Raw genomic sequence first — 25,644 nt, 5'->3', positions numbered from 1 at the left:
GTGCCAGGCACGCTAGCGATCACTCGGGCCCGCGCGAACCCCTCGGAGGGCTTCTTGAGCCGCGCTTAAGGCTCAGTTCAGGCGGCGGCTCGTCCCGGACAGCGGTGTCAGGCGGCCGGGTACGGAAGCAGCCCCTTGTTTGTCTTCTCCCAGGCCGCCTTCAGCTCGGCAAGGAGCCGCGGCTCGCGCGCCGCCAGGTCGGCCTGCTCGCGCTGATCCGACGCGAGGTCGAAGAGCTGGTCCTCGCCGCCCTTGCCCCGGTAGTACTTCCAGTCCCCGCGCCGCAGGGCCCGTTCCCCGCGCACGCGCCAGAACAGCTCCCGCTCCGCGAGCTCCTCACCCTTGAGGAGGTAGGGCGCGAGGCTGGTCCCGTCCAGCAGGTACGCGGGGCTGGGCCTGGCCCCGCCGATCTCCAGGAGCGTGGCCGTCCAGTCCGGGGTGAACACGGGCTCGTGGCTGACCTGCCCGCCGTCGATCCGCGCGGGCCACCGCACGATGGTCGGCACCCGGATGCCGCCCTCCTGCAGCGAGGCCTTGTTGCCCGACAGGGGCCAGTTGTACGAGAAGCGCTCGCCGCCGTTGTCGGAGGCGAAGAAGACCAGGGTGTCCCGCTCCTGACCGGACTTCTTCAGGGCCTTGAAGACCTCACCGACCGACCGGTCCAGGTCCTGCACCATCTCCGTGTACTTCTCGACGGAGCCTCCGTCCCGATGCCAGAGCGCACCCTTCTCGCCCGCCTTGATCCTCCGTACGATCTCGGCGCTCTCCTCCTTGTCGCCGTCGGCGATCCACGGCCAGTGCGGGGTGGTGAAGTTCAGGTTGAGCAGCCAGGGCTTGGCGCCGTGGTCCCGCCGCACGTACTCGCTCGCCCGCTCGGTCAGGATGCGCGTGTAATAACGCAGGTCCTTGTACGCGGCGTCGCCCTCGTAGAGGTCGTACTCACCGCCGAGCCCCAGCTTCGAGTAGTACTCCAGGGCCCCGCCGAAGTTCCCGAAGAACTCGTCCCAGCCCGATCTGGTCGGTGAGTAGTCCGGCAGGTAGCCCGCGTGCCACTTGCCGATGAGCGCGGTCGCGTAACCCGCGTCCCGCAGCAGCGAGGCCAGCGTCGGATGTGTCGGCTCCAGGCCCACGGACCTGTCCGCTATCGGCTCGGCGAGCCCGCCCTCCGTGCGGCCGGGGAAGCGCCCGGTGTAGAGGCTGAAGCGGGTCGGCGAGCAGGTCGCGGAGCCGGCGTAGGCATCGGTGAAGCGCACGCCCTGGCGCGCGAGGCGGTCCAGGTTCGGGGTCTTGATGTGCGGCGACCCGTAGGAGGAGAGGTCGGCCCACCCCAGGTCGTCGCCCAGGATGAACAGGATGTTCGGCCGCCGGCCGCTCGGGCGCGGGGCGGCACGGAAGGGCTGTTCCCGGGCCTCGGCGGCGGCGGGCAGCCCCACCGCGGCGGCGGCACCGGCTCCCACGGCGCCGGTGAAGGCACGTCGGGACAGAGGGGACTTTTCGTACGAGGGCATGGCTGCGCTCCTGAACAGGCACGGAAGACGGAGGGTGAGTTCAGACAGCGCTGCGACAGATCGCGCTCGCGACACGGACCAGGTCGACGTGGCGGCGCTCCACAAGGGTGACCGACGGGTCACCGAGGGACTGCGGGGGCATGGACCAGGAGCTTCACGGGCTCCGGCCACCCCCGTCAACGCTCCGGCTCATCTGTTCACACGGGCTTCGTACTCCCCGTACGCACAGGGGTGCGTCAGGGCCGTAATCACGCTCCGTACAGGCCCCGTATCCCCAATTCGGACCAGTGGTCGATCTCGCCTACACTCGAAGACGTGCCACGTGGTGACGGTCGACTCAATCATGATCTGCTCCCCGGCGAGAAGGGCCCCCAGGACGCTTGCGGCGTCTTCGGTGTCTGGGCTCCGGGTGAAGAGGTCGCCAAGCTCACTTACTTCGGGCTGTACGCCCTACAGCATCGAGGCCAGGAGTCCGCGGGAATCGCGGTCAGCAACGGCTCCCAGATCCTTGTCTTCAAGGACATGGGGCTCGTTTCCCAGGTCTTTGACGAAACCTCTCTCAGCTCGCTCCAGGGTCATATCGCGGTCGGTCACGCCCGCTACTCGACCACCGGGGCCTCCGTATGGGAGAACGCCCAGCCGACGTTCCGTGCCACCGCGCACGGCTCCATCGCGCTCGGGCACAACGGCAACCTCGTCAACACGGCCCAGCTCGCCGAGCTCGTGGCCGCCCTGCCCAAGGAGAACGGCCGCGCGACCCAGGTCGCGGCGACCAACGACACCGACCTGGTGACGGCTCTCCTCGCGGGCCAGGTGGACGACGACGGCAAGCCGATGACCATCGAGGAAGCCGCCACCAAGGTCCTCCCGGACGTGCAGGGCGCCTTCTCCCTCGTCTTCATGAACGAGCACACGCTGTACGCGGCCCGCGACCCGCAGGGCATCCGCCCGCTGGTCCTCGGCCGCCTGGAGCGCGGCTGGGTCGTCGCGTCGGAGTCCGCGGCGCTCGACATCTGCGGCGCCAGCTTCGTCCGCGAGGTCGAGCCCGGTGAGTTCATCGCGATCGACGAGAACGGACTGCGAACGTCCCGATTCGCGGAAGCGAAGCCCAAGGGCTGTGTCTTCGAGTACGTCTACCTGGCGCGCCCCGACACCGACATCGCCGGCCGGAACGTCTATCTCTCGCGCGTCGAGATGGGCCGGAAACTCGCCGAGGAAGCTCCGGTCGAGGCCGACCTCGTCATAGCGACGCCGGAGTCCGGGACACCCGCCGCGGTCGGTTACGCGGAAGCCTCCGGCATCCCCTTCGGTGTCGGCCTCGTCAAGAACGCCTATGTGGGCCGGACCTTCATCCAGCCCTCGCAGACGATCCGCCAGCTCGGCATTCGTCTCAAGCTGAACCCCTTGAAGGAAGTCATCAAGGGCAAGCGTCTGGTCGTCGTCGACGACTCGATCGTCCGCGGCAACACCCAGCGCGCCCTGGTCAAGATGCTCCGCGAGGCCGGCGCCGCCGAGATCCACATCCGGATCTCCTCGCCGCCCGTGAAGTGGCCCTGCTTCTTCGGCATCGACTTCGCGACCCGCGCCGAGCTCATCGCCAACGGCATGACGATCGACGAGATCGCCAAGTCCATGGGCGCCGACTCGCTCTCGTACATCTCCATCGACGGCATGATCGAGGCCACGACCATCGACAAGCCGAACCTCTGCCGCGCCTGCTTCGACGGCGTGTACCCGATGGACCTCCCCGACCCCGAGCTGCTCGGCAAGCAGCTCCTGGAGACGGAGCTGGCCGCCGGTCCGGCGTCCACGGCAGCGGCCGACGCGATCCGTCGCCCGTAAGCCACCCGTAGTAACGACACGAAAGCTCTCATCCCCCATGCCTTCTGAGTCTTTTGAGCGTGCTCCGCACACGGGCACCGGTGCCAGCTACGCCTCCGCAGGCGTCGACATCGACGCGGGAGACCGCGCCGTCGAGCTGATGAAGGAGTGGGTGAAGAAGACGAAGCGCGCTGAAACAGAGGGCCTTGGCGGCCTCGGCGGCTTCGCCGGACTCTTCGACGCCTCCGCCCTCAAGCGCTTCGAGCGCCCCCTGCTCGCCTCCGCCACCGACGGCGTCGGCACGAAGGTCGACATCGCCCGCCAGCTCGGCGTGTACGACACCATCGGGCACGACCTGGTCGCCATGGTCATGGACGACATCGTGGTGTGCGGCGCCGAGCCGCTCTTCATGACCGACTACATCTGTGTCGGCAAGGTCCACCCCGAGCGTGTCGCGGCCATCGTGAAGGGCATCGCCGAAGGCTGTGTGCTCGCGGGCTGCGCCCTCATCGGCGGCGAGACCGCCGAGCACCCGGGCCTGCTCGGCCCGGACGACTTCGACGTCGCGGGCGCCGGCACCGGCGCGGTCGAGGCCGACCGTGTCCTTGGCCCCGATCGCATCCGTAAGGGTGACGCGGTCATCGCCATGGCGGCCTCCGGCCTTCACTCGAACGGGTACTCGCTCGTCCGGCATGTGGTCTTCGACCGCGCGGGCTGGTCCCTGGACCGCCAGGTCGAGGAGTTCGGCCGCACGCTCGGCGAGGAGCTCCTGGAGCCCACCAAGATCTACTCCCTGGACTGCCTGGCGCTCACCCGCACCACGGACGTCCACGCCTTCAGCCACATCACGGGCGGCGGCCTCGCGGCGAACCTGGGCCGGGTCATCCCGGACGGTCTGCACGCGATCGTCGACCGCGAGACGTGGACGCCCGGCGCGGTCTTCGACCTCGTCGGCAAGGCCGGTCAGGTCGAGCGCCTGGAGCTGGAGAAGACGCTGAACATGGGCGTCGGCATGATGGCGATCGTCCCCGAGGAGTCCGCCGACGCGGCCCTCGCGACCCTCGCGGACCGCGGTGTGGACGCCTGGATCGCCGGTGAGATCACTGAGCGGGGCGACCACGCCGAGGGCGCGGCGCTGATCGGTACGTATTCAAATTAAATGCGCCGCCAAGTAGGCCGGTGAGAGCGCCCGTGCGGCGCTCCTCCGAGCAGCACAAAACCCGGTCCGGCGTGGTGACCACCCCGGACCGGGTGAGGTGCAGTTGCTACGAGAACTGCGAATACTGCAGGTGCTGCGAATGCAACGAGGTCAAGCGCCGCGGCGCTGCGACGAAGGACCGGACTCGTCGGTGGAGTCCTCGTCCTCGTCGTCGTTATACAGATCCGCGTACTGGGCGTACGGGTCGTCTTCCTCGTCGTCGTCCTCGAACGGCTCGCCATTCGGCGGCTGTTGCGAAGTCGAAGCGCCCAGCTCATTGGCCAGACGCGAGAGGTCAGTCCCGCCGCTGCTGTACTTCAGCTGGCGGGCGACCTTCGTCTGCTTGGCCTTTGCCCGGCCGCGCCCCATGGCTCGACCCCCTCGGATATGGGGCTTGGTGACCCCAGAGTCTTGACACGCGTTCATGATCAGGAACGGGCTCTCCATGGAGAGGCCGGTCCGTAGGGCTTCCACGGTACCTGCTCCTGCGGCCATACGGTACGTCGCCCGCAGGACGCGCCTCGGCGCAGAACCCGCGAGGAGCCCTGTCCTCGCTGGTCAACTGCGATTTTAACCTCTTCTTGCCGGGCGACCCGCCGACGGGGGTGAGTCTTGTCTCCCGCGCACGTCGGCGGGGCCCTTTCACGGCGCCCGAAAGGTCAGCGGAGGCGGGCCTCCGCCATTCGCTGCTCGGCGATCCTGTCGGCCGCCGCGGCCGGCGGAATGCCGTCTTCCTTCGCACGAGCGAATATGGCAAAAGTGGTGTCGAAGATCTTCGACGCCTTCGCCTTGCACCGGTCGAAGTCGAAGCCGTGCAGCTCGTCGGCGACCTGGATCACGCCGCCGGCGTTCACCACGTAGTCGGGCGCGTAGAGGATCCCGCGGTCGGCGAGGTCCTTCTCCACACCGGGGTGTTCGAGCTGGTTGTTGGCCGCGCCGCAGACCACCTTCGCGGTGAGCACCGGCACGGAGGCGTCGTTCAGGGCGCCGCCCAGCGCGCAGGGGGCGTACACGTCGAGGCCCTCGACCCGGATCAGCGCCTCGGTGTCGGCGACTGCCGTCACGGAGGGGTGCTTGTGGATGATCCGGTTCACGGACTCCTCGCGCACATCGGTGATCACGACCTCGGCGCCGTCCTCCAGGAGGTGCTCCACGAGGTGGTGGCCGACCTTGCCGACGCCCGCGACACCGACCTTGCGGCCGCGCAGCGTCGAGACGTCCCACAGGTGCATGGCGGAGGCGCGCATGCCCTGGAAGACGCCGTAGGCGGTGAGCACGGAGGAGTCGCCGGCGCCGCCGTTCTCCGGGGAGCGTCCGGTCGTCCAGCGGCACTCGCGTGCGACGACGTCCATGTCCGCGACGTACGTACCGACGTCGCACGCGGTCACGTAGCGGCCGCCGAGCGAAGCCACGAAGCGGCCGTAGGCGAGGAGCAGCTCCTCGCTCTTGATCCGCTCCGGGTCGCCGATGATCACGGCCTTGCCGCCGCCGTGGTCGAGACCGGCCATGGCGTTCTTGTACGACATCCCGCGCGCGAGGTTCAGCGCGTCCGCGACGGCCGCTTCCTCGCTCGCGTACGGATAGAAGCGGGTGCCGCCGAGGGCGGGGCCCAGGGCGGTGGAGTGGATGGCGATGACGGCCTTGAGGCCGCTGGCACGGTCCTGGCAGAGCACTACTTGCTCATGGCCTCCCTGCTCCGAGTGGAACAGGGTGTGCAGGACGCCGTTGTCTGCTTCGGTCACTGTGGTGACTCCCGGTCAAGTGGCGGCGGTGGGGCGGGCTCCCGTGCGGGTGGCGGGGGTCCGATGGGCATGAGACTAGAGCCTGTGAGAACCCGGTGGCCGCGCAGTGCCGAGGATCACCCTCTCCTGGCGCACTAGAAGGACGGCTGAGTTCGGCCATGGCACGATTTGCAGTGTTTTCCAGCCGGTACGCGGGGGAGGGAGCAGCCGTGCCCAAGGTGTCTTCGTTGGTCGTCCCCTACGCGTCCTACTTGCGCGTCTATGAGCCTCTCGCCGCTTTCCCGGAGCCCGAGCGCGGCCACTGGGCGCGCTACGCGCGTCGCGCCGACCGCCCCTCGTACCAGGACGAACTGAGGCGCTCCCTGGCGGACTTGCTGCCCACGCCGCCGGTGCCCGTCCCGGTGCACGAGAGCAGCGACGCGTTCGTGGTGGAGGCCGACGGAGTGGTGTGCGTCTGCCCTTGGCGCACCCGGCTGCGCGGCTGGCAGGCTCTGGGGGAGTTGCCGGGGCAGCTGCCGACGCCGGTCCTCGACGCGGTCCTGCCGCCGGTGCTGCGCCGCCAGACGGCCGCGGACTACGAGCAGTGGCTCGCAAGGAACCCCGACGCGCGCCCCTGGATCCGTACGTCGACGTGGCAGGTGCCGCTGAACTGGTTCGTGCTCGTCTCGGACGAGGAACGGCAGTTCGAGAAGGGGTACGAGAAGCGGGGCGATGGCACCGAGGAAGCCGACGCGGCGGCCTGCGCGCCCGTGCTGCGCTACCGGACGCCGATGGTGCAGGCGCGGCGCCGCGTGGCCCGCGGGCTCAGGACGCTGCGGGCCACCCTGGACGACGGGCCGCTCGTGGAGGGGCTCACGGACGTGGGCCGGTGGCTGGAGGAGTTCCATCCGCGCTCCCTGGTCGAGCTCGACTACGGCGGGCTCGTGCACGCGCTGTCCGAGGAGCAGCTCGACGAGGACCACTCGGCGGCGGACGTGGCGGAGGGAATCGAGGCGCTGCGCAACGGCGACGGCGCGGGTGCCGGCGAGGCGTATGCGAGGCTCATGGAGCGATGGAGGGCGGTCCGGGGCCGACAGTTCTCGAACTGAGCGTCAACAGGCTGCCGGTGGGTCATCCCTACGCGGCGCCTACACGGGACGTAGGTCCCGATCCGGGCTTTTGTGTCAAGCGTGACGGACCGCACTTACTGGGCCCTTGCGCCCATCACCCCTCCTCGTGCCAAAATAGGACAAGGAGTCCGGGGAGGGCTCCTTCCGTCCATGTAAGGGCGGAATACTCAGCATTGCACGCTATGGGGGGTCTGTTGACTCCTGATCGCTCTGTGACTGATCGTCACTGTGGCGTGACTGTCCGCTATGGCATGGTCCATCGGCTTCCGTCGCTGATAGACACCTGGGAGGGCAATTCCATCGGTTTGGCCGACGTGGCTGGACGGATGGTGTAGTTGTAGTGCCGAGGACAAGCCGTTCGTCCTATAACCGACTCGACCCGCGTCCGCCATTTCGGGCAACGCGGGTCAAGGTGCAGAATTTAGAGGAATGAACCGAGAAGGTTCGGTTCTCCGAGGAGGCCGCTCATGACCGCTCGCACCCCTGATGCCGAGCCGCTGCTGACCCCGGCTGAGGTTGCCACGATGTTCCGCGTCGACCCGAAGACGGTGACGCGCTGGGCCAAGGCTGGCAAGCTCACGTCGATTCGCACGCTCGGCGGGCATCGCCGTTACCGCGAGGCCGAGGTCCGCGCACTGCTCGCGGGTATCCCGCAGCAGCGCAGCGAGGCCTGATCTACCGCAAAACCGCAGTAATCCGCAGTAACCGCAGTACTCGGACGAAGAGCACGACCGCTGCCGGGTCCCCCAACCCGTCCGCAACGTCCGACCTCTAGCTCCACACGACGCGGGTCCCGCCCCAACGGGCCCCACGCCTGAGCCTCATGGGTGAGTCGTCTCGATCGCGCTGGACTCCGCCGGGTCCAGCGCGATCTTTTTTGTGCGCTCCGAAGGCACTGGTGAGCGCAGCTGTGAGCGGGCTTGTTGGTCTCTGGGGGGAGCCTCTCCACTCTCTGGGAGGCGCCTCTCCCGTCTCTTGGGGGGAGCCTCTCCCGATGGTGCAATTGCACATATTAAATTGACCTGTTGTAGGACGGGTGTAAGTTCCGGGGTTTCAAAAAGTCCTTCGGTGACACCCGTCACACGACGACACTCTTGTTGCCGCCGATGTCGCTGGGCTAGAGAAGCCGCCGGAATCGCGTTCCGCGCCCACGAGTTCAGCCTCCCACCCCGGAGGTGGGTCGCGGGTCGGCTTTGGTCATGCGTCGGGGGGACTTTCGTCCTCGCTCGCCTCGCAGCCGCCCTCGCAGCCACTCTGGGCGGCGGACGGGGCCTCCAGGGCGAGCCGCTCGAGGCGGTGGCAGATCGGGCAGTGCCGGGTCACGTGGCGATAGCTGGTCGCCGCGGAGAGGTGGGCGCGCAGCAGAGCGCGTATCTCGTGCCGTGCGGACGCCGCCGAAGCCGTCATACGCCACCTCCCGCTGGGGAGCGGTCCCGCCCGTTCCCTGATGTCTAGGTACCGGCGGAATGTGACGGAGTCAAGATGCGGGGAACGACAACGGGCCGCATCCCCAAGGGATGCGGCCCGTTGTCATCAACTGCGGTCCTGACGGGATTTGAACCCGCGGCCTCCACCTTGACAGGGTGGCGAGCACTCCAAACTGCTCCACAGGACCTTGTTTCGCTGCGCTCAGTGCTGCGTTGCGCTGCGAGACAGGACTCTACAGCAGCGCAGGCCCGGCGGTCGAACTCACCCAGGGTGTATAGGCCGTCACGGCGCGGCCGCGTCGATTGCCTTCACGATCCGCTTGTCCGAGACGGGGTACGCCGTGCCGAGCGCGTGCGCGAAGTAGCTGACCCGGAGCTCCTCCAGCATCCACCGGATGTCCAGGACCTCTTGGGGGACCGGGCGGCCCTGCGGGAGCTGTTCCAGGAGCCAGGCGTACTCGTCCTGCATCTCGTGGACCTTCTCCATGCGCGCCGTGTCCCGCTGGACGTTCGTCGGCATCTGCTGGAGCCGGCGGTCGGCGGCCACCATGTAGCGCATCAGGTCCGCCAGGCGGCGGATCCCGGTGGCCGTGACGAAGCCGGGGCCGACGAGGGCGTCCAACTGCGCCCGTACGTCCGTGAGGTTGGCCAGGAGCGTCGGGCTCTTCGTCGACTTCAGGCGGCGCTCGCAGGCCTGCCAGGCGGCGAGGACCTGCTGGACCTGGCTCACCGTGCGGACCGTGGTGTCCACGATCTCGGCGCGCACCTTCTCGTACAGCTTGCGGTACGACTCCTCGTCCCAGGCGGGGCCGCCGAAGTCGCCGATCAGCTTGTCGGCCGCCGCCATCGCGCAGTCCGCGAAGAGCGCCTGGATGGACCCGTGCGGATTCGCGGACAGGGCGATCTTCTGGGCGTTGGTCAGCTTGTCCGAGGCGAACTTGGCCGGATTCACCGGGATGTTGCGCAGGATCAGGCGGCGCGTTCCCTTCCACATCGCCTGCTGCTGCTCGGCCTCGGTGTCGAAGAGGCGTACGGAGACGGTGTTCGCCTCGGAGCCGTCGTCCACCAGCGCCGGATAGGCCCTCACCGGCTGGCCCGCGCGACGCGTCTCGAAGACGCGGCTGAGGGAGCCGATGGACCAGTCCGTGAGCCCGGAGCGCTCGACCGCCGAGCCGCCCGACTTCTCCGCCGTCGCGGCGGCCGCCTGGGAGAGCGCCTTGCGGGCCTTGGGCCGCAGTTGGAGCTTGAGCGCCTCCAGGTCCTTGTCCTCGGAGAGCTTTTTGCGCCGCTCGTCGGTGATCCGGAAGGTGATCTTCAGGTGGTCCGGTACGCGCGTGAGGTCGAAGTCGTCCGGTGAGACGGGGACGCCGACCATCCGCTGGAGCTCCCGCGCGAGCGTCACGTGCAGCGGCTCCTGGAGGGGCACGGCCCGCTCCAGGAACGCCTTCGCGTAGTTCGGGGCGGGGACGTAATGCCGGCGGATCGGCTTGGGCAGGGAGCGGATCAGCTCGATCACGACCTCCTCGCGCAGGCCGGGGATCTGCCAGTCGAAGCCGTCGGCGGTGACCTGGTTCAGGACCTGGAGCGGCACGTGGACCGTGACGCCGTCCGCGTCCGCGCCCGGCTCGAACTGGTACGTCACCTTGAACTTGAGCGGCCCCTGGCGCCACGTGTCGGGGTAGTCGTCCTTCGAGACGTCGCCCGCGCGCTCGTTGATGAGCATCGAGCGCTCGAAGTCGAGCAGTTCGGGCTCCTCGCGCTGCTTCTTCTTCCACCACGAGTCGAAGTGCGCGCCGGACACGACGTCCTCGGGCACCCGCTGGTCGTAGAAGTCGAAGAGCGTCTCGTCGTCGACGAGGATGTCGCGGCGCCGCGCGCGGTGTTCGAGCTCCTCCACCTCGGTCAGGAGGCGGCGGTTGGCGGCGAAGAACTTGTGGTGCGTGCGCCAGTCGCCCTCGACGAGCGCGTTGCGGATGAACAGGTCGCGGGAGACCTCGGCGTCGATGCGGCCGTAGTTCACCTTGCGCTGGGCGATGATCGGGACGCCGTACAGCGTCACCTTCTCGTACGCCATCACGGCCGCCGCGTCCTTCTCCCAGTGCGGCTCGCTGTACGTGCGCTTGAGCAGATGCTGGGCCAGCGGCTCGACCCACTCGGGCTCGATCTTCGCGTTGACCCGGGCCCACAGGCGCGAGGTCTCCACCAGCTCCGCGGACATGATGAAACGCGGGGGTTTCTTGAAGAGGGCCGAGCCGGGGAAGACGGCGAACTTCGCCGAACGGGCGCCCAGATACTCGTTCTTCGCGCCCTCCTTCACGTCCTTCATCCCGATGTGGGAGAGCAGCCCGGCGAGCAGGGAGACATGCACCTGCTGCTCGGGGGCGTCGTCCTCGTTGAGATGGATGCCCATCTGCTTGGCGACCGTACGCAGCTGCGTGTAGATGTCCTGCCACTCGCGGATGCGCAGGAAGTTGAGGTACTCCGCCTTGCACATCCGGCGGAACGAGGACGAGCCGCGCTCTTTTTGCTGCTCGCGGACGTACCGCCACAGGTTGAGGAAGGCCAGGAAGTCGGAGGTCTCGTCCTTGAAGCGGGCATGCTGCTGGTCGGCCTGCGTCTGCTTCTCCGCGGGGCGCTCGCGCGGGTCCTGGATGGACAGGGCCGCGGCGATCACCATGACCTCGCGTACGCAGCCGTTCTTGTCGGCCTCCAGGACCATGCGGGCCAGGCGCGGGTCGACGGGGAGCTGGCTGAGCTTGCGGCCCTGCTCGGTGAGGCGCTTCTTCGGGTCCTTCTGCGAGGGGTCCAGCGCGCCCAGTTCCTGGAGGAGCTGGACGCCGTCGCGGATGTTGCGGTGGTCCGGCGGGTCGATGAACGGGAACTTCTCGATCTCGCCGAGCCCGGCCGCGGTCATCTGCAGGATGACGCTCGCCAGGTTCGTACGGAGGATCTCCGCGTCGGTGAACTCGGGGCGTGCGACGAAGTCGTCCTCCGAGTACAGGCGGATGCAGATGCCGTCCGACGTACGCCCGCAGCGGCCCTTGCGCTGGTTGGCGCTCGCCTGGCTGATCGCCTCGATGGGCAGGCGCTGCACCTTCGTACGGTGGCTGTAGCGGGAGATGCGGGCCGTGCCCGGGTCGATGACGTACTTGATGCCCGGGACGGTCAGGGAGGTCTCGGCGACGTTCGTCGCGAGAACGATCCTGCGCCCTGTGTGCTGCTGGAACACGCGGTGCTGCTCGGCGTGCGAGAGGCGGGCGTAGAGCGGGAGGACTTCCGTGAAGCGGTAGTTCTTCTTGTTGAGCGCGTCCGCCGTGTCGCGGATCTCGCGCTCTCCGGAGAGGAAGACGAGGATGTCGCCCTTGCCCTCGCCCTGGAGTTCCTCGACGGCGTCCGTGATCGCGGTGATCTGGTCGCGGTCGGAGTCCTCGGAGTCCTCTTCGAGAAGCGGGCGATAACGCACCTCGACGGGGTACGTACGGCCGCTGACCTCGACGATCGGGGCGTCCCCGAAGTGTCTGGAGAACCGCTCGGGGTCGATGGTCGCCGAGGTGATGACGACCTTCAGGTCCGGCCGCTTGGGCAGCAGCTGGGCGAGATAGCCGAGCAGGAAGTCGATGTTCAGGGACCGCTCGTGGGCCTCGTCGATGATGATCGTGTCGTACGCGCGCAGCTCGCGGTCCGTCTGGATCTCGGCCAGCAGGATGCCGTCCGTCATCAGCTTCACGTACGTGGCGTCCGGATTGACCTGGTCCGTGAAGCGGACCTTCCAGCCGACGGCCTCGCCGAGCGGGGTCTTCAGCTCGTCGGCCACGCGCTCGGCGACCGTGCGGGCGGCGATACGGCGCGGCTGCGTATGGCCGATCATGCCGCGGACGCCACGGCCGAGCTCCATGCAGATCTTGGGGATCTGCGTCGTCTTGCCGGAGCCCGTCTCGCCCGCGACGATCACGACCTGGTGGTCGCGTATCGCCGCGGCGATGTCGTCCTTCTTCTGGCTGACCGGGAGTTCCTGCGGATACGTGATCTCGGGCAGCCGGCTGCCCCGCTCGGCCATCCGCGCCGCGGCCTTGTCGACGTCCGCCGCGATCTCGGCGAGTACGGCGGCCCGGGCGTCGGGCTTGCGGATCCGGCGTGCACCCTCGAGGCGGCGGCCGATCCGGTGCTCGTCGCGCAGCGACAGCTCGGACAGACGCGGGGCGAGGGTGTCGAGGGTGAGGGCAGGCTGCGTAGACATAACGGCGTCCAGGATCTCACCCGCCGCTCGGAGGTGGCGAACCGATTTCTCCGGCGGGGCGCCCGGGGACGTACGATTTTGGGCATGTCGTCCCGTGCGCGTCTGTCGTGGTGCCCCCTCCTCGGGGTGCTGCTCGTCGTGTTCGGAGCGTTCTGCGGGCCCGCCGCCGCTTCGGCGCAGCACCCGCGAGCTGCGGCGACCGCCTTCGTCCACGAGACCGACAGCGTGCCCGGCTGCGGCAAGGGCGAGCAGCAGGACAGTGGGGGCCGTCCGGCGTCGCCGCCGCGCCCCAGTTCGGCACATGAACTGCTCCCCGCTCTGTACGAGGCCCACGCGGCGACCGGCTCCTGGGGCGCCGACCAAGCCGTGCTCTCCGTCGCCCCGGGCCGCGCGCCACCTGCGCTCGCGCCGCCCTCCCCGATAGAACTCTCCGTTCTGCGCGTGTAGGAGGCCCCTGTCTCAGCAGGGGTCCCTTGATCGACGTACGCAACAGGAGAAACGCACAGCCATGTCCAAGACGCCCAGCAAATCCAGCACGTCCAGCAAGTCCAGCAAATCCAGCAAGAGGAACATCGCTATCGGGGCCGGGGTGGCACTCGCCGCGCTGCTGCTCGGCGCCGCCTCCTACAGCGCCACCAAGCCCGACGAGCCTTCTTCCGTCACCGCGAAGGAGGAGCCGGCCGCGGACGTCTCCGCCGACCCGCAGGCCGGGGTCTACCCCGAGCTGGCCGAGCTCGCCCGGCGCGACGCCAAGGACCCCCTCGCCCAGGGGCGCAAGGACGCGCCGGTCGTGCTCATCGAGTACGCCGACTTCAAGTGCGGCTACTGCGGGAAGTTCGCCCGCGACACCGAGCCGGGACTCGTGAAGAAGTACGTGGAGGACGGCACCCTGCGCATCGAGTGGCGCAACTTCCCCATCTTCGGCGCGGACTCCGAGTCGGCGGCGCGGGGCGCGTGGGCCGCCGGGCAGCAGGGGCGCTTCTGGCAGTTCCACGCGGCGGCGTACGCCGACGGCGCCAAGGAGAAGGGCTTCGGCGGCGACCGCTTGAAGGCGCTCGCGAGGCAGGCCGGCGTCAAGGACATCGGCCGCTTCTCGGACGACGCGGGCAGCGCCGCGGCCAAGGCGGCCGTGAAGAAGGACCAGGAGGAGGCGTACGGCCTGGGCGCCACGTCGACCCCGTCCTTCCTGGTCAACGGGCGTCCCATCTCCGGGGCGCAGCCGGACGAGGTCTTCGACCAGGCGATCGAGCAGGCCGCGAAGAGCGCGAAGCCGTCCGGGGCGGGTGCCAAGTGACCGCCGACGTCGGGTACTTCGCGGCGTTCCTCGGCGGTCTCCTCGCCCTGATCAGCCCGTGCAGCGCGCTGCTGCTTCCCGCCTTCTTCGCGTACTCGATCGACTCGACCTCACGGCTGCTCGCGCGCACCGGCATCTTCTACGCCGGTCTCGCGACGACCCTGGTGCCGCTGGGGGCCGCGGGCTCGGTCGCCGGGCGGTTCTTCTTCGGGCACCGGGACCAGCTGGTGCTCGTCGCCGGGTGGCTGATCATCGCGCTCGGCGTGCTGCAGGTCGTGGGCATGGGCTTCGCCTCGCGGAAGATGGCCGAGCTGTCGGGCCGCATCCGGCCGACGACGGCGGTGTCCGTGTACGCCCTGGGCGCGGTGTACGGGCTCGCGGGGTTCTGCGCGGGGCCGATCCTCGGCAGCGTCCTGACCGTGGCGGCGGTGAGCGGAAGCCCCGTCTACGGGGGACTGCTGCTCGCCGTCTACGCCCTGGGGATGGCCGTTCCGCTGTTCGTCCTCGCGTTGCTCTGGGAGCGGTTCGACCTTGGGCGGCGCAGGTGGCTGCGGGGGCGCGCCTACCGTCTCGGCCGCTTCGAGCTGCACACGACCTCGCTCCTGTCGGGCCTCTTCTTCGTGGCCCTGGGCGCCCTCTTCCTTGCGTACGACGGGACCACCGCGCTGCCGGGTCTGCTCGACGTGGACGACTCGTTCGCCGTGGAGCGGTGGGCCGGGAACGTGGGCCGGGCTGTGCCGGACTCGGTGCTGCTCGTGGGTGTGGTGGCGCTGGTGGGCGTGGGGTTCGCGGTGCGGGCGTGGCGCAAGAGGTCCGGTGGGGGGAGTGGGCCGGTCGAGGCCGAGCAGGGGTGAGTCCGTTTTCGGTGTTTTAGCCTGGTTCGTATGTCTGAACCGGCTGATCTCGAAGAACACCGGCACGGCTCGCACGGCTCCCACGGCGCCCATGGGGCCCACGGAAGGGCGCCCAGTGGGCGCGAGCGGTGGGGGGCGTTCAAGGACTCGCCCTTCCTGCCCGCGGTCGTCCTGGTGTTCATCCTGGCGGCGGCCGCGGGGCTCTTCGCGGGTTCGTACACCTTCTCCATGGCGAACCCGACCCCGCACCGCATCCCCACCGCGGTGGTCGGCGCCCAGGAGGCCACGCGGGGCAAGGCGTTCCTCGACGGCATGGAAAAGGCGCTGAACGCGTCGCTGGAGCTGCACGAGTACGACAGCGTGGCCGCGGCTCGGGGCGGCGTGGAGGAGCAGAAGGTCTTCGCGATCCTCGCTGCGAGGTCGGGGGACAAGGTGACGTTCGACGTCTCGGGCGCGTCCGGGGCGTCGGTCGCGCAGGTCCTGGCGGAGACGGCGCCGAAGGTGGGCAAGAAGGTGGGGGTGCCGGTGACCGTGCAGGACATCAAGCCCCTCCAGGAGGGCGACCCGCGGGGCCTCGCGATCTTCTACATCTCGCTGGCCGCGGTGATCATCGGCTTCGTCGGGGCGATCCAGCTGAGCGTGCACGCGCGTGGGCTGAACCCGGCGGAGCGGATCGCCTTCACCATCCTCTACGCGCTGCTCGGCGGGTTCGTCATCGCGGCGGTGGTGGACTGGTGGCTGGGGGCGGTGGACCTGCCGTTCGTCGAGTCGTGGCTGATCCTGGCGCTGACGATGTTCGCGTCGGGCATGGTCTTCACGATGTTCAACACCCTGTTCGGACGCTGGGCGATGATCCCGACGTGGGGCCTGATGGTCCTGCTCGGCAACCCGTCGTCGGGCGGCGCGGTCTCCTGGCCCCTGCTCCCGTCGGCCCTCGGCCACATCGGACGCTGGCTCCCACCCGGGGCGTCGGTGAACGCGCAGCACACGGCGGTGTACTTCGGCAGCCACCAGCACGCGTTCCCGTTCCTGGTCCTGGCGGCGTGGGCGGTGGTGGCGTCCGCGGTGTTCTGGCTCTGGCGCCACCGCCACCCGGGAGGCCGCGAGAAGCCGGCGGCTCATGCGGCGGCGCCGGCCGGGTGAGCCGGAGTCCGGGAGCCCTTGGGGAACGGCGAAGGCCCCGTCCACTGGACGGGGCCTTCGGGGAAGTGGCTGGGGCCGGGATCGAACCGGCGACCTATCGCTTTTCAGGCGATCGCTCGTACCAACTGAGCTACCCAGCCACGCAGTTCACCGGAGTGATCTGCAAGCGGTCCTGACGGGATTTGAACCCGCGGCCTCCACCTTGACAGGGTGGCGAGCACTCCAAACTGCTCCACAGGACCAAGCGTTGTGCGAGCACTAGTCTCGCACAAGGTGTTGCGTGCCCCCAACGGGATTCGAACCCGTGCTACCGCCTTGAAAGGGCGGCGTCCTGGGCCACTAGACGATGAGGGCTAAGGGCCCACCTGGGCGCTTTGCAGCGCGTCGGGGACGTGAGAAGCATATGGGATGCGGGGAGCTATCGCCAAAACGGTTATCGGGGGGCCCGGGAACCGCTCCCTGGTGAGCGGTCGGTGGAGGGCGGCGAGGGCGTCGCTCCCGGCTGGTTCTCCTTCGGCAGATGGCGGCTGACCTCCGCCTTCGTCAGGCCGAGGCCGCCCAGTTTGATCTCGTCCCAGGCTTGGAGGCGCCGGGTGTCGCGGTCCAGGTAGAGGACGGACGTCTCGACCGGGTCGGGGTACTTGCCCTCCACCGCCCGCAGCCCGCTGCCGCCCGTCGAGCCCTCGATGCGCAGGCGGGTCCCGCGGTCCATGACCTCCATCTCCGAACGGTGGACGTGGCCCGCGAGGACGAGCGGCACCTCGCCGTCCGTCTCGCGCGCGGCGTCGGGGTTGTGCGCCACGGCGATGTCCACGGGAGTGCCCGCGCTCTGCTGGTCGCGCAGGGCCGACGCGAGGCGGACGCCAGCCATCTCCTCGACGGGCTTGCCCTCCGCCGCGACCGAGCGGTCCGGGGTGTACTGCGGATCGCCCGTGCCGGCGAACCGCAGGCCCGCGACCGACACGGCCCTGCCCTCGTCCAGGACGTGGACGTTCTTCATGCGCTGGAGGTAGCGCTGGGTGGTGGCCGAGTCGTGGTTGCCACGGACCCAGACGTAGGGAGCGCCCAGGTCCTCGATCGGGTCCAGGAAGGCGTTCTCGGCGGCGCTTCCGTGGTCCATCGTGTCGCCGGAGTCGACGATGACGTTGATGTCGTACTGCTCGACCAGCGAGGCGATGATCTTCCAGCTCGCCGGGTTGAGGTGGATGTCCGAGACGTGCAGGACGCGGATCGTGGACGGGTCCGGCTGGTACGCGGGAAGCGTCGACGTCGCGTCGTACAGCTTCGTCACGTTGGTGACGAGGCGTGCCAACTCCTGCTGGTACACGTCGAATTCGCTCACGATGCTGCGGGCGTTGCCGACCACCGAGGGTGCGCTGCTGAGGAGGCCGGAGAACTTCGGCTCCAGGACCGACTTCGGGTTCCACGTCGCGTACGCCGCCGCGCCCGACGCCGCGAGCAGGGCCAGGGCGAGACCGCCTGCCGCGAGGGCCCGGCGCGGGCGCCGGTAGACCGCGAGGCCGAGGGCCGTGGCGCCCGCGACGACGGCGGCGCAGGAGCGTACGGCCAGGTCGAGGGTGCCGTGCCCGACGTCCTTCGCCACCTCGTCCTGGAGGCCGGAGATCCGCTCCGGGTGGTCGACCAGGGCCTGGGCGCGGACCGGGTCCAGGCGGTTCACGTCCACGTCCAGGCGGATGGGCGCGACGTGCGAGCGCAGTTCGAGGGCGCCGAGCGGCGAGACGTCGATCTTCGTGCCGCCGGTGAGCGAGGGGCGCAGCGTCATCCGGGTGTCCATCGGCCCCACCGGCGCGTGCACGCTGCCGACGATCAGCAGGCCGAGCCAGGCGCCGAACAGGACGACCGCGACCAGGCCTACGGCGCGGCCGTAGGGATGGGGAGGGTGGATGAGCTCGCCGACCGGGCGAGGGTGGCGGGATCGGTAGTGGCGCAGGAGGGCGGCGGGCGCACGGACGTCGCGAAGCCGGACCATTGGGGCCGTATGCCCATGGGGAGGGGCGGCTATGCGGGGCCGTGGCTGACAATGGGGGCGTGCTGGAGATGACGAGGGAAGAGTTCGAGGAACTGGTCGCCGAGGCGCTCGACCGGATTCCTCCCGAGTTGACGCGGTTGATGGACAACGTGGCGGTCTTCGTGGAGGACGAACCGCCGGCCGAGGACCCGGAGCTTCTCGGGCTCTACGAGGGAACGCCCCTGACGGACCGGGGCGAGTGGTACGCGGGAGTGCTGCCGGACCGGATCACCATCTACCGCGGGCCGACGCTGCGCATGTGCGAGTCGCGCGAGGGCGTGGTCGCGGAGACCGAGATCACCGTGGTGCACGAAGTCGCACATCACTTCGGGATCGACGACGAGCGCCTGCACGCCCTGGGGTACGGCTGACGGCAGGCGGCGGCTCCGTTCACCGGTCCGTGTCCTCTTGCGGGGCAAGGGAGTTGGGTAGGGCGTCCCCGCTTCTCAGCGCCTCGGAGGTGCTCGGCCGTGCGCCAGTTGTACGTTCCTGTCCGGTGGACCGCGGCGGCAGTGGCCGTCCTGGCGACCGCGGGCTGCATGAGCATCGGCGACGACGGGGGCGGTGAGCCGGGGCCCGCGCGGTCCGCGGGCGACCGCAGCGCGGCGGCCGCTCCGGACGGCGGGAGCCACGCGCCGGGCGCCGGTTCCGCCGGCGGCGGAGGTGACCGTAACGACGCCAAGGGCGGCAAGGGCGGCAAGGGCGGCAAGAAGGGCAAGGGGAAGGGCAAGGGCAAGGGCGGCGCGGACCAGCAGGGCGAGTCCGGTTCCGGCGCCGCCCGGGCTTCCGCCTCCGCGTCCGGCGGTGGCGGCGACCCCGCCCCGCCGACGAAGGACGGGCGGCCCACCCCCACGCGCACGAAGCCCGCCCCGCCGCGCCCCACGCCGACGCCCGACCCCCCGAAGCCGACGCCCACGCCGACTCCCGAGCCCACTCCGGAGCCCTCGTCGTCGGCGCACGAGCCGCCGAAGCAGGACGCACAGCTGGGGGAGCGGTCGGAGGGGCTCAGGTCGCGTGAACCGTCACCGGAGGCGGGGCCCGCTTAGGGCGGGGTTGGGCCGAGTTCGGCCGCCCTGTCCGAAAACCCACTTCGTCGCAGGTGAGACGAGCTGTAAGGGGTGGAATCGAAGGCGCCCCGGAGGGTGCGGTTTGCCTTCTGGGGGGGTGGGTGCGTATGGTGGTAGATCGTTTGATCCCATTTGCCCGGCGCCGAAAAAGAAGAGCGCCGCGTGGCGCGTACTCTCCCTTGCCGTGGCTGACCGCATCGAGGCGGTCCATTGCGAAATCACGGAGTTGACGGGCGCGTGCCGAGACTCCGGAAGGTTTCGCATTTCGCATGTCCATTTCTCATTCTGACCACGCCGTCCTGCCCGAGAACGAGACGACCGGCACCGACGAGCTGACGGCCGAGGCCGTCGCCGAGGTTGTCGAGACCGTCCAGGCCGCGGACGTCGTGGAAGCCGCCGAGCAGGTCATCGAGACCGAGGCGGCCGACGAGGCCGACGCAGCTGCCGAAGAAGCTCCGGCCGGCCCCACCTTCGGTGACCTCGGGCTGCCCGAGGGCATCGTCCGCAAGCTCGCCCAGAACGGCGTGACCGCCCCCTTCCCGATCCAGGCCGCGACCATCCCGGACGCCCTGGCCGGCAAGGACATCCTCGGCCGTGGCCGCACCGGCTCCGGCAAGACCCTCTCCTTCGGCCTCCCGATGCTGGCCACGCTGGCCTCCGAGGGCCGCACGGAGAAGAAGAAGCCCCGCGGCGTCATCCTGACCCCGACGCGTGAGCTCGCGATGCAGGTCGCGGACGCGCTCCAGCCGTACGGCGACGTGCTCGGCCTGAAGATGAAGGTCGTCTGCGGCGGTACGTCGATGGGCAACCAGATCTACGCGCTGGAGCGCGGCGTCGACATCCTCGTCGCCACGCCGGGCCGTCTGCGCGACATCATCAGCCGTGGCGCCTGCTCGCTCGAGAACACCCAGATCGCGGTGCTCGACGAGGCCGACCAGATGTCCGACCTGGGCTTCCTGCCCGAGGTCACCGAGCTGCTCGACCAGGTTCCGTCCGGCGGCCAGCGCATGCTGTTCTCGGCCACGATGGAGAACGAGATCTCCACGCTGGTCAAGCGCTACCTGAACAACCCGGTCACGCACGAGGTCGACAGCGCCCAGGGCAACGTCACGACCATGACCCACCACATCCTGATCGTGAAGCCCCGCGACAAGGCGCCCGTCACGGCCGCCATCGCCTCCCGCAAGGGCCGCACGATCATCTTCGTCCGCACCCAGCTGGGCGCGGACCGCATCGCCGAACAGCTCTGCGAGTCCGGCGTGAAGGCCGACGCGCTGCACGGCGGCATGACGCAGGGCGCTCGTACGCGCGTTCTTGAGGACTTCAAGAAGGGCTACGTCAACGCGCTCGTCGCCACCGACGTCGCCGCGCGCGGCATCCACGTCGACGGCATCGACCTGGTCCTGAACGTGGACCCGGCCGGCGACCACAAGGACTACCTGCACCGCTCCGGCCGTACCGCTCGCGCGGGCCGCTCCGGCACGGTCGTGTCCCTCTCCCTGCCGCACCAGCGCCGCCAGATCTTCCGCCTGATGGAGGACGCGGGCGTCGACGCCACGCGCCACATCATCAACGGCGGCGGCACCTTCGACCCGGAGGTCGCCGAGATCACCGGCGCCCGTTCGATGACCGAGGTGCAGGCCGACTCCGCGGGCAACGCCGCGACCCAGGCCGAGCGTGAGGTCAAGGACCTCACCAAGGAGCTGGAGCGCGCGACCCGTCGCGCGACGGAGCTGCGCGAGGAGGCCTCGCGTCTCACCGCGCGTGCCGCCCGCGAGCGTGGCGACGACCCGGAGACCGCGGTCGCCGAGGCCACCGCCGCCGCCGAGGCCGAGGTCGCGGCCGCCGTCTCCGTGCCGGAGCAGTCCGCTGCCCCGGCCGCCCGCGAGGAGCGCCGCCCGCAGCGTGACGAGCGCGGCAACTACGAGCGTGAGCGCCGTGACGACCGCGGTGGCCGTTCCTTCGAGCGCCGCGACGACCGTTCCTCGGGTGACCGTGGCGGTTTCCGTGGCGGCGACCGTCGTGAGGGTGGCGGCTTCAACCGCGACCGCGGTAACGACAGCCGTGGCGGCGGCTTCAACCGTGACCGCAACGACCGTCCCTCGGGCGGCTTCCGTGGCGGCGACCGTCGCGAGGGTGGCGGCGACCGTGGTGGTTTCCGCGGTGGCGACCGTCGTGAGGGTGGCGGCGGCTTCAACCGTGACCGCAACGACCGTGCGTCGGGTGACCGTGGCGGCTTCCGTGGCGGCGACCGTCGTGAGGGTGGCGGCTTCAACCGCGACCGCGGCAACGACAGCCGTGGCGGCGGCTCCGGCTTCCGTCGCGACGACCGCCCCTCGGGCGACCGCGGTGGCTTCAACCGTGACCGCAACGACCGCGGTGGCTCCGGCTTCCGTCGCGACGACCGCCCCTCGGGCGGCCACCGCGGCAGCGACCGCCCGTTCAACCGCGACCGCCGCGACGACCGTCCCTCGGGCGGCTTCCGCTCCGGCGGCCACGACCGCCCGTCGTACAACCGCAACTCGGGCACGTCCGGCACCGGAACCGGCACCGGCTCCTTCGGCCGCCGTGACGACAAGCCGCGCTGGAAGCGCAACGGCTGACACCGGCTGAACAGCTGAACCGACGGGCCCGCCCCTTTGTTGGGGCGGGCCCGTCGGCGTACCCGCACACGTCTTCCCGCACACGTCTTCCTCAGCCGCACGCGTCTCCTTTAGCGAAACGTGACGCATGTCATGTCCCTGCCGTGGGCAACGCTCGTGCATGAAACCACCACCGGGCTCACCGCCCGCCCCCGCGACAAGCGCGGACGAGGAACGTCTCGCCCAGCTCGGCTACACGCAGGTTCTGGCGCGTCGGATGTCCGCGTTCTCCAACTACGCGGTCTCGTTCACGATCATCTCGGTGCTTTCCGGCTGCCTCACCATGTATCTGTTCGGCATGAACACCGGTGGGCCCGCCCTGATCACCTGGGGGTGGGTCGCGGTCGGGCTCATGACCTTGTTCGTGGGGCTCGCCATGGCGGAGATCTGTTCCGCCTATCCGACCTCCGCCGGGCTCTACTTCTGGGCGCACCGGCTTGCTCCCTCGCGCAGTGCGGCCGCTTGGGCGTGGTTCACGGGGTGGTTCAACGTGCTCGGGCAGGTCGCCGTCACCGCGGGGATCGACTTCGGGGCGGCCTCGTTCCTCGGCGCGTATCTGAATCTGCAGTTCGACTTCCAGGTCACCGAGGAGCGGACGATTCTGTTGTTCGCCGCGATCCTCGTCCTGCACGGCCTGCTCAACACCTTCGGTGTGCGCATCGTCGGGCTGCTGAACAGCGTCAGTGTGTGGTGGCACGTGGTCGGGGTCGCCGTGATCGTCGGGGCGCTCGCCTTCTCGCCCGACTCGCACCAGTCGGCTTCCTTCGTCTTCACCGAGTTCGTCAACAACACCGGGTGGGGGAGCGGGGTGTACGTCGTGCTCATCGGGCTGCTCATGGCCCAGTACACCTTCACCGGGTACGACGCCTCCGCCCACATGACCGAGGAGACCCACGACGCGTCCACCGCAGGGCCCAAGGGCATCGTCCGGTCCATCTGGACGTCCTGGATCGCGGGCTTCGTACTGTTGTTGGGCTTCACGTTCGCCATCCAGTCGTACGACGGGGCCCGCGAGTCGGCGACGGGGGCGCCGCCCGCGCAGATCCTGCTCGACGCGCTCGGGGCGACCGCGGGCAAGCTGCTCCTGCTGGTCGTGATCGGCGCGCAGCTCTTCTGCGGCATGGCGTCCGTGACCGCCAACTCCCGCATGATCTACGCCTTCTCGCGGGACGGAGCACTGCCGTTCTCGCACGTGTGGCACTCGGTCAACCCGCGTACGCGGACCCCCGTGGCGGCGGTCTGGCTCGCGGCGCTCGGCGCGCTCGCCCTCGGGCTGCCGTATCTGATCAATGTCACGGCGTACGCGGCGGTGACGTCCATCGCCGTCATCGGGCTCTACATCGCCTACGTCATCCCGACCCTCCTGCGGCTGCGCAAGGGGGAGCAGTTCGAGCGCGGGCCCTGGCACTTGGGCCGCTGGTCACGCCCGATCGGCATCGTCGCGGTGGCCTGGGTCGGCGTGATCACGGTGCTCTTCATGCTGCCGCAGGTCTCGCCGGTCACCTGGGAGACCTTCAACTACGCCCCGATCGCGGTCCTGGTCGTCCTCGGCTTCGCCGCGACCTGGTGGTTCGCCTCGGCCAGACACTGGTTCCTCAACCCGGACCACGAGCGCACGGCGGCCCGTGACGCGGCCCGGAAAGGGGCGCCGGACCCGGCCGATCCCTGAGCGCGGCCCGCGCCTCCCAGGCCCCGCGCCGACCGCGCGACGGGCCTGGGAGGCGATACCCGATCGGACGACCGGACCTCTGCGGCTATGCTCGGGGGGTGCATCCGCACGGACCGTTAGCTCAATTGGCAGAGCAGTGGACTTTTAATCCATTGGTTGTGGGTTCGAGTCCCACACGGTCTACCAAACAATCAGCCCCTGACCTGCGGCGGAAGCCGGAGGGTAGGGGCTGATCTGTTGTCAGTGATCGTTTGCTGGCCCGCTGCTGGCCCGAGTGATTGCGGTCAAGCGGTCTGCGCGTCCTCCGGGGTCGGCCCGGCGCCCAGGCTCGGCGCGCAGTCCGGGCAGGCGTAGAGCGTCGTTCCGGGGCCGCTGGTGCTCTCGATCCATCGGACAGGAATCGGGGCCGTGGTGTTGCGGTGGCAGCGTATGCAGAGCGCCACCCGAACGGCGGGCAGGGGCGTATCTGTAGGTCCACGCCGATGCACTCGAACCGCTTCGCCAGGATCTCCAGGTCTCGCCCGGTCCCGCATCCGAAGTCCACCAGCGTGGCAGCGGCCGGCCGATGCTGGTCGATCAGCGCCAGGCACGTCTCGGCGGTGCCACTGTCCGCCTGTACGGCGTCACTCACCCTGCCGACCGGCGACCCCGCAGGGCAACCTTTCGCGATCCCAGTGGCCTCGATGCAGCTCGTCATCCCGGCGCCACATGACTACTGCGTGTACGTCACCATCGCCACGCCTTCGGTCTACCTCCTCGACTCCTACTGCGCACGGCTGGCGCACATCGGACGCACCTTCACCTTTGACGTCCAGGAGGAGCAGGCGGGACCGGAGGTATGACACGAGTGCGGCTACTTCGTCCCGCCATCGAACCAGCGCGACGCGACACCTACATATCGTCGGGCAAGAGTCGGAACGCCGTGTGCCCGGTCAGGGGTCGGATCATTCGGAAGTGCTTGTCCGTGGTGAACATGAGGTCTGTGCGGTACGCGGCGGCGAGGGCCACGTTCATGGCGTCCGTCAGGCCGATGCCCTTGCCGCTGTCCGCGTCCTGATAGCCGTCGGCGACGGCGATGGCGGTGTTCAGGTGGGGGGCGATGTCGGGGATCTCGAAACGGCGCCGTGCGGTGTTGGCCTCGACGAACCGGGCTGCTGTGAGTGCCTGTTGGGCGCCGGAGCGTGCGGTGATCATGTAGTCCAGTTCGGCGAGGACGAGTGGAGAGACCACCAGATGCTCGACGGTGGTGAAGGCATGTTTGTGTTCGGTGTGACCGGTCATCCTCGGGTCCAGGAGGCGGACGAGGGCGTTGGTGTCGGCGATGACGATGTTCAAGAGCCCATGCCCTTCAGGATTTCCTCCATCTCGTCGTTGGTGAGGTCGCCGCCGAGGTCCAGTTCGGGGATGTCGATGCTGTCTCCGATGGGGCCGATGGGATAGGGCGGGATCTCGGCTTCGCGGTAGGGGGTGATGGTGGCGACGGGGCGGCCGTTCTTGGTGACGGTGATCGTCTCGCCGCGTTCGGCGGCGGCAAGGATCTGCGAGGACTTCTGGTTGAACTCGCGGGCGGTGGTCTCCATGTACTACAGAGTACTACATGGTCGGCAGGTGGGCGGACTTCCCGTGGGAATCTGTCCTTAAGCGCAGGTCGAGGGACACATGACGCGGGAGCATTGCGGGAGCGGACCGCCTTGGACCGGCCCCTCGCGCGCTCCCCGAGACTGCCCCGGATGGACTGGACATAGCCTTTGAACTGCGAGGGCCTGCTACGCAGCGTCCGGGTCGGCTTCAGTCGGCTCGGGCGCTGCTTCGTTTTCGGGGGCTGGGCTGGCCACGGACCACCCAGGGCATCGCCAAGCTCACCAAGGGTCTGCACGAGGAGTGGGAGGCGGAGGCGAAGTGGG

The 25,644-nt window shown here is 69.4% G+C and carries 22 protein-coding genes and 5 tRNA genes; 14 read left to right on the top strand and 13 right to left on the bottom strand.

Annotated elements, in window-relative coordinates; translation table 11 throughout:
* Positions 1 to 107: 107 nt before the first annotated feature.
* Together ABXJ52_RS17620 and ABXJ52_RS17615 are read right to left on the bottom strand one after the other, a co-directional pair.
* The gene (locus ABXJ52_RS17620; RefSeq protein ID WP_367043559.1) at positions 108 to 1,508 is read right to left on the bottom strand and encodes a sulfatase-like hydrolase/transferase; all 1,401 of its coding nucleotides are present in this window, start codon (positions 1,506 to 1,508) and stop codon (positions 108 to 110) included.
* Positions 1,509 to 1,548: 40 nt separating this feature from the next.
* Entirely contained in the window at positions 1,549 to 1,650 is a 102-nt protein-coding gene (locus ABXJ52_RS17615) for a putative leader peptide (protein ID WP_367043558.1), read from the bottom strand.
* A gap of 173 nt (positions 1,651 to 1,823) precedes the next feature.
* On the opposite strand from ABXJ52_RS17615, the gene purF reads away from it, so the two are divergent.
* Entirely contained in the window at positions 1,824 to 3,350 is a 1,527-nt protein-coding gene (purF, locus tag ABXJ52_RS17610; protein ID WP_363210150.1) for an amidophosphoribosyltransferase, read from the top strand.
* A gap of 37 nt (positions 3,351 to 3,387) precedes the next feature.
* The gene (purM, locus tag ABXJ52_RS17605) at positions 3,388 to 4,488 is read left to right on the top strand and encodes a phosphoribosylformylglycinamidine cyclo-ligase (RefSeq protein WP_367043557.1); all 1,101 of its coding nucleotides are present in this window, start codon (positions 3,388 to 3,390) and stop codon (positions 4,486 to 4,488) included.
* Positions 4,489 to 4,638: 150 nt separating this feature from the next.
* Here purM and ABXJ52_RS17600 read toward each other — a convergent pair whose 3' ends face one another.
* Both ABXJ52_RS17600 and ABXJ52_RS17595 read right to left on the bottom strand, forming a co-directional pair.
* Positions 4,639 to 4,896, bottom strand: coding sequence for a DUF3073 domain-containing protein (locus tag ABXJ52_RS17600; RefSeq protein WP_367043556.1), 258 nt, complete (start codon positions 4,894 to 4,896; stop codon positions 4,639 to 4,641).
* A 290-nt stretch (positions 4,897 to 5,186) separates the two neighbouring features.
* Positions 5,187 to 6,269, bottom strand: coding sequence for a Glu/Leu/Phe/Val dehydrogenase dimerization domain-containing protein (locus ABXJ52_RS17595; RefSeq protein WP_367043555.1), 1,083 nt, complete (start codon positions 6,267 to 6,269; stop codon positions 5,187 to 5,189).
* A 209-nt stretch (positions 6,270 to 6,478) separates the two neighbouring features.
* Here ABXJ52_RS17595 and ABXJ52_RS17590 point away from each other — a divergent pair, with 209 nt between their 5' ends.
* Both ABXJ52_RS17590 and bldC read left to right on the top strand, forming a co-directional pair.
* Positions 6,479 to 7,357 (top strand): hypothetical protein, encoded by an 879-nt coding sequence (locus ABXJ52_RS17590; protein ID WP_367043554.1) that lies wholly within the window; start codon positions 6,479 to 6,481, stop codon positions 7,355 to 7,357.
* A 488-nt stretch (positions 7,358 to 7,845) separates the two neighbouring features.
* Complete coding sequence (gene bldC / locus ABXJ52_RS17585; RefSeq protein WP_003949541.1) at positions 7,846 to 8,052, top strand: developmental transcriptional regulator BldC; 207 nt, start codon at positions 7,846 to 7,848, stop codon at positions 8,050 to 8,052.
* A 523-nt stretch (positions 8,053 to 8,575) separates the two neighbouring features.
* On the opposite strand, the gene ABXJ52_RS17580 is transcribed toward bldC, so the two are convergent.
* From ABXJ52_RS17580 to hrpA, 3 genes are all read right to left on the bottom strand, one after another.
* The gene (locus ABXJ52_RS17580) at positions 8,576 to 8,785 is read right to left on the bottom strand and encodes a DUF6274 family protein (RefSeq protein ID WP_367043553.1); all 210 of its coding nucleotides are present in this window, start codon (positions 8,783 to 8,785) and stop codon (positions 8,576 to 8,578) included.
* A 133-nt stretch (positions 8,786 to 8,918) separates the two neighbouring features.
* Positions 8,919 to 8,993: transfer RNA gene (locus tag ABXJ52_RS17575), tRNA-Asp, on the bottom strand.
* Between the two features lie 95 nt (positions 8,994 to 9,088).
* Entirely contained in the window at positions 9,089 to 13,042 is a 3,954-nt protein-coding gene (hrpA, locus tag ABXJ52_RS17570; protein WP_367043552.1) for an ATP-dependent RNA helicase HrpA, read from the bottom strand.
* Between the two features lie 84 nt (positions 13,043 to 13,126).
* On the opposite strand from hrpA, the gene ABXJ52_RS17565 reads away from it, so the two are divergent.
* The 4 genes from ABXJ52_RS17565 (at position 13,127) to ABXJ52_RS17550 (ending at position 16,333) form a co-directional block, all read left to right on the top strand.
* Positions 13,127 to 13,489: a hypothetical protein gene (locus ABXJ52_RS17565; protein WP_367043551.1), complete on the top strand. Its 363-nt coding sequence runs from the start codon at positions 13,127 to 13,129 to the stop codon at positions 13,487 to 13,489.
* Positions 13,490 to 13,550: 61 nt separating this feature from the next.
* The gene (locus ABXJ52_RS17560) at positions 13,551 to 14,336 is read left to right on the top strand and encodes a DsbA family protein (RefSeq protein ID WP_367043550.1); all 786 of its coding nucleotides are present in this window, start codon (positions 13,551 to 13,553) and stop codon (positions 14,334 to 14,336) included.
* Complete coding sequence (locus tag ABXJ52_RS17555; protein WP_367043549.1) at positions 14,333 to 15,190, top strand: cytochrome c biogenesis CcdA family protein; 858 nt, start codon at positions 14,333 to 14,335, stop codon at positions 15,188 to 15,190. The genes ABXJ52_RS17560 and ABXJ52_RS17555 overlap by 4 nt, the downstream gene beginning before the upstream one ends.
* 30 nt (positions 15,191 to 15,220) lie before the next feature.
* Positions 15,221 to 16,333: an ABC transporter permease gene (locus tag ABXJ52_RS17550; protein WP_367043548.1), complete on the top strand. Its 1,113-nt coding sequence runs from the start codon at positions 15,221 to 15,223 to the stop codon at positions 16,331 to 16,333.
* A gap of 66 nt (positions 16,334 to 16,399) precedes the next feature.
* Here the strand turns inward: ABXJ52_RS17550 and ABXJ52_RS17545 are convergent.
* From ABXJ52_RS17545 to ABXJ52_RS17530, 4 genes are all read right to left on the bottom strand, one after another.
* Positions 16,400 to 16,473, bottom strand: a tRNA-Phe gene (locus tag ABXJ52_RS17545).
* Positions 16,474 to 16,500: 27 nt separating this feature from the next.
* Positions 16,501 to 16,575 (bottom strand) — tRNA-Asp (locus tag ABXJ52_RS17540).
* Between the two features lie 39 nt (positions 16,576 to 16,614).
* Positions 16,615 to 16,687 (bottom strand) — tRNA-Glu (locus ABXJ52_RS17535).
* A gap of 79 nt (positions 16,688 to 16,766) precedes the next feature.
* On the bottom strand, positions 16,767 to 18,323 hold the full coding sequence (locus tag ABXJ52_RS17530) for a metallophosphoesterase (protein WP_367043547.1): 1,557 nt from the start codon (positions 18,321 to 18,323) through the stop codon (positions 16,767 to 16,769).
* 59 nt (positions 18,324 to 18,382) lie between these two features.
* Here ABXJ52_RS17530 and ABXJ52_RS17525 point away from each other — a divergent pair, with 59 nt between their 5' ends.
* The 6 genes from ABXJ52_RS17525 to ABXJ52_RS17500 all read left to right on the top strand — a co-directional run bounded on the left by ABXJ52_RS17525 (position 18,383) and on the right by ABXJ52_RS17500 (position 24,582).
* Positions 18,383 to 18,733 (top strand): metallopeptidase family protein, encoded by a 351-nt coding sequence (locus tag ABXJ52_RS17525; protein WP_367043546.1) that lies wholly within the window; start codon positions 18,383 to 18,385, stop codon positions 18,731 to 18,733.
* Between the two features lie 99 nt (positions 18,734 to 18,832).
* On the top strand, positions 18,833 to 19,408 hold the full coding sequence (locus tag ABXJ52_RS17520) for a hypothetical protein (RefSeq protein WP_367043545.1): 576 nt from the start codon (positions 18,833 to 18,835) through the stop codon (positions 19,406 to 19,408).
* Between the two features lie 290 nt (positions 19,409 to 19,698).
* Positions 19,699 to 22,032: a DEAD/DEAH box helicase gene (locus ABXJ52_RS17515; RefSeq protein WP_367043544.1), complete on the top strand. Its 2,334-nt coding sequence runs from the start codon at positions 19,699 to 19,701 to the stop codon at positions 22,030 to 22,032.
* Between the two features lie 160 nt (positions 22,033 to 22,192).
* A complete protein-coding gene (locus ABXJ52_RS17510) occupies positions 22,193 to 23,740 on the top strand; it encodes an amino acid permease (protein ID WP_367043543.1) in 1,548 nt (515 codons plus the stop codon).
* A gap of 110 nt (positions 23,741 to 23,850) precedes the next feature.
* Positions 23,851 to 23,926: transfer RNA gene (locus tag ABXJ52_RS17505), tRNA-Lys, on the top strand.
* A gap of 497 nt (positions 23,927 to 24,423) precedes the next feature.
* Positions 24,424 to 24,582: a hypothetical protein gene (locus ABXJ52_RS17500; protein ID WP_367043542.1), complete on the top strand. Its 159-nt coding sequence runs from the start codon at positions 24,424 to 24,426 to the stop codon at positions 24,580 to 24,582.
* 49 nt (positions 24,583 to 24,631) lie between these two features.
* Here ABXJ52_RS17500 and ABXJ52_RS17495 read toward each other — a convergent pair whose 3' ends face one another.
* Both ABXJ52_RS17495 and ABXJ52_RS17490 read right to left on the bottom strand, forming a co-directional pair.
* The gene (locus ABXJ52_RS17495; RefSeq protein ID WP_367043541.1) at positions 24,632 to 25,075 is read right to left on the bottom strand and encodes a PIN domain-containing protein; all 444 of its coding nucleotides are present in this window, start codon (positions 25,073 to 25,075) and stop codon (positions 24,632 to 24,634) included.
* The gene (locus ABXJ52_RS17490) at positions 25,072 to 25,320 is read right to left on the bottom strand and encodes a type II toxin-antitoxin system prevent-host-death family antitoxin (protein ID WP_367043540.1); all 249 of its coding nucleotides are present in this window, start codon (positions 25,318 to 25,320) and stop codon (positions 25,072 to 25,074) included. Before ABXJ52_RS17490 ends, ABXJ52_RS17495 begins: the two co-directional genes overlap by 4 nt.
* Between the last annotated feature and the right edge of the window lie 324 nt (positions 25,321 to 25,644).

The organism is Streptomyces sp. Je 1-332, from assembly GCF_040730185.1.
GTDB lineage: Bacteria > Actinomycetota > Actinomycetes > Streptomycetales > Streptomycetaceae > Streptomyces.
This window is presented reverse-complemented; position numbering and strand designations above follow the sequence as displayed.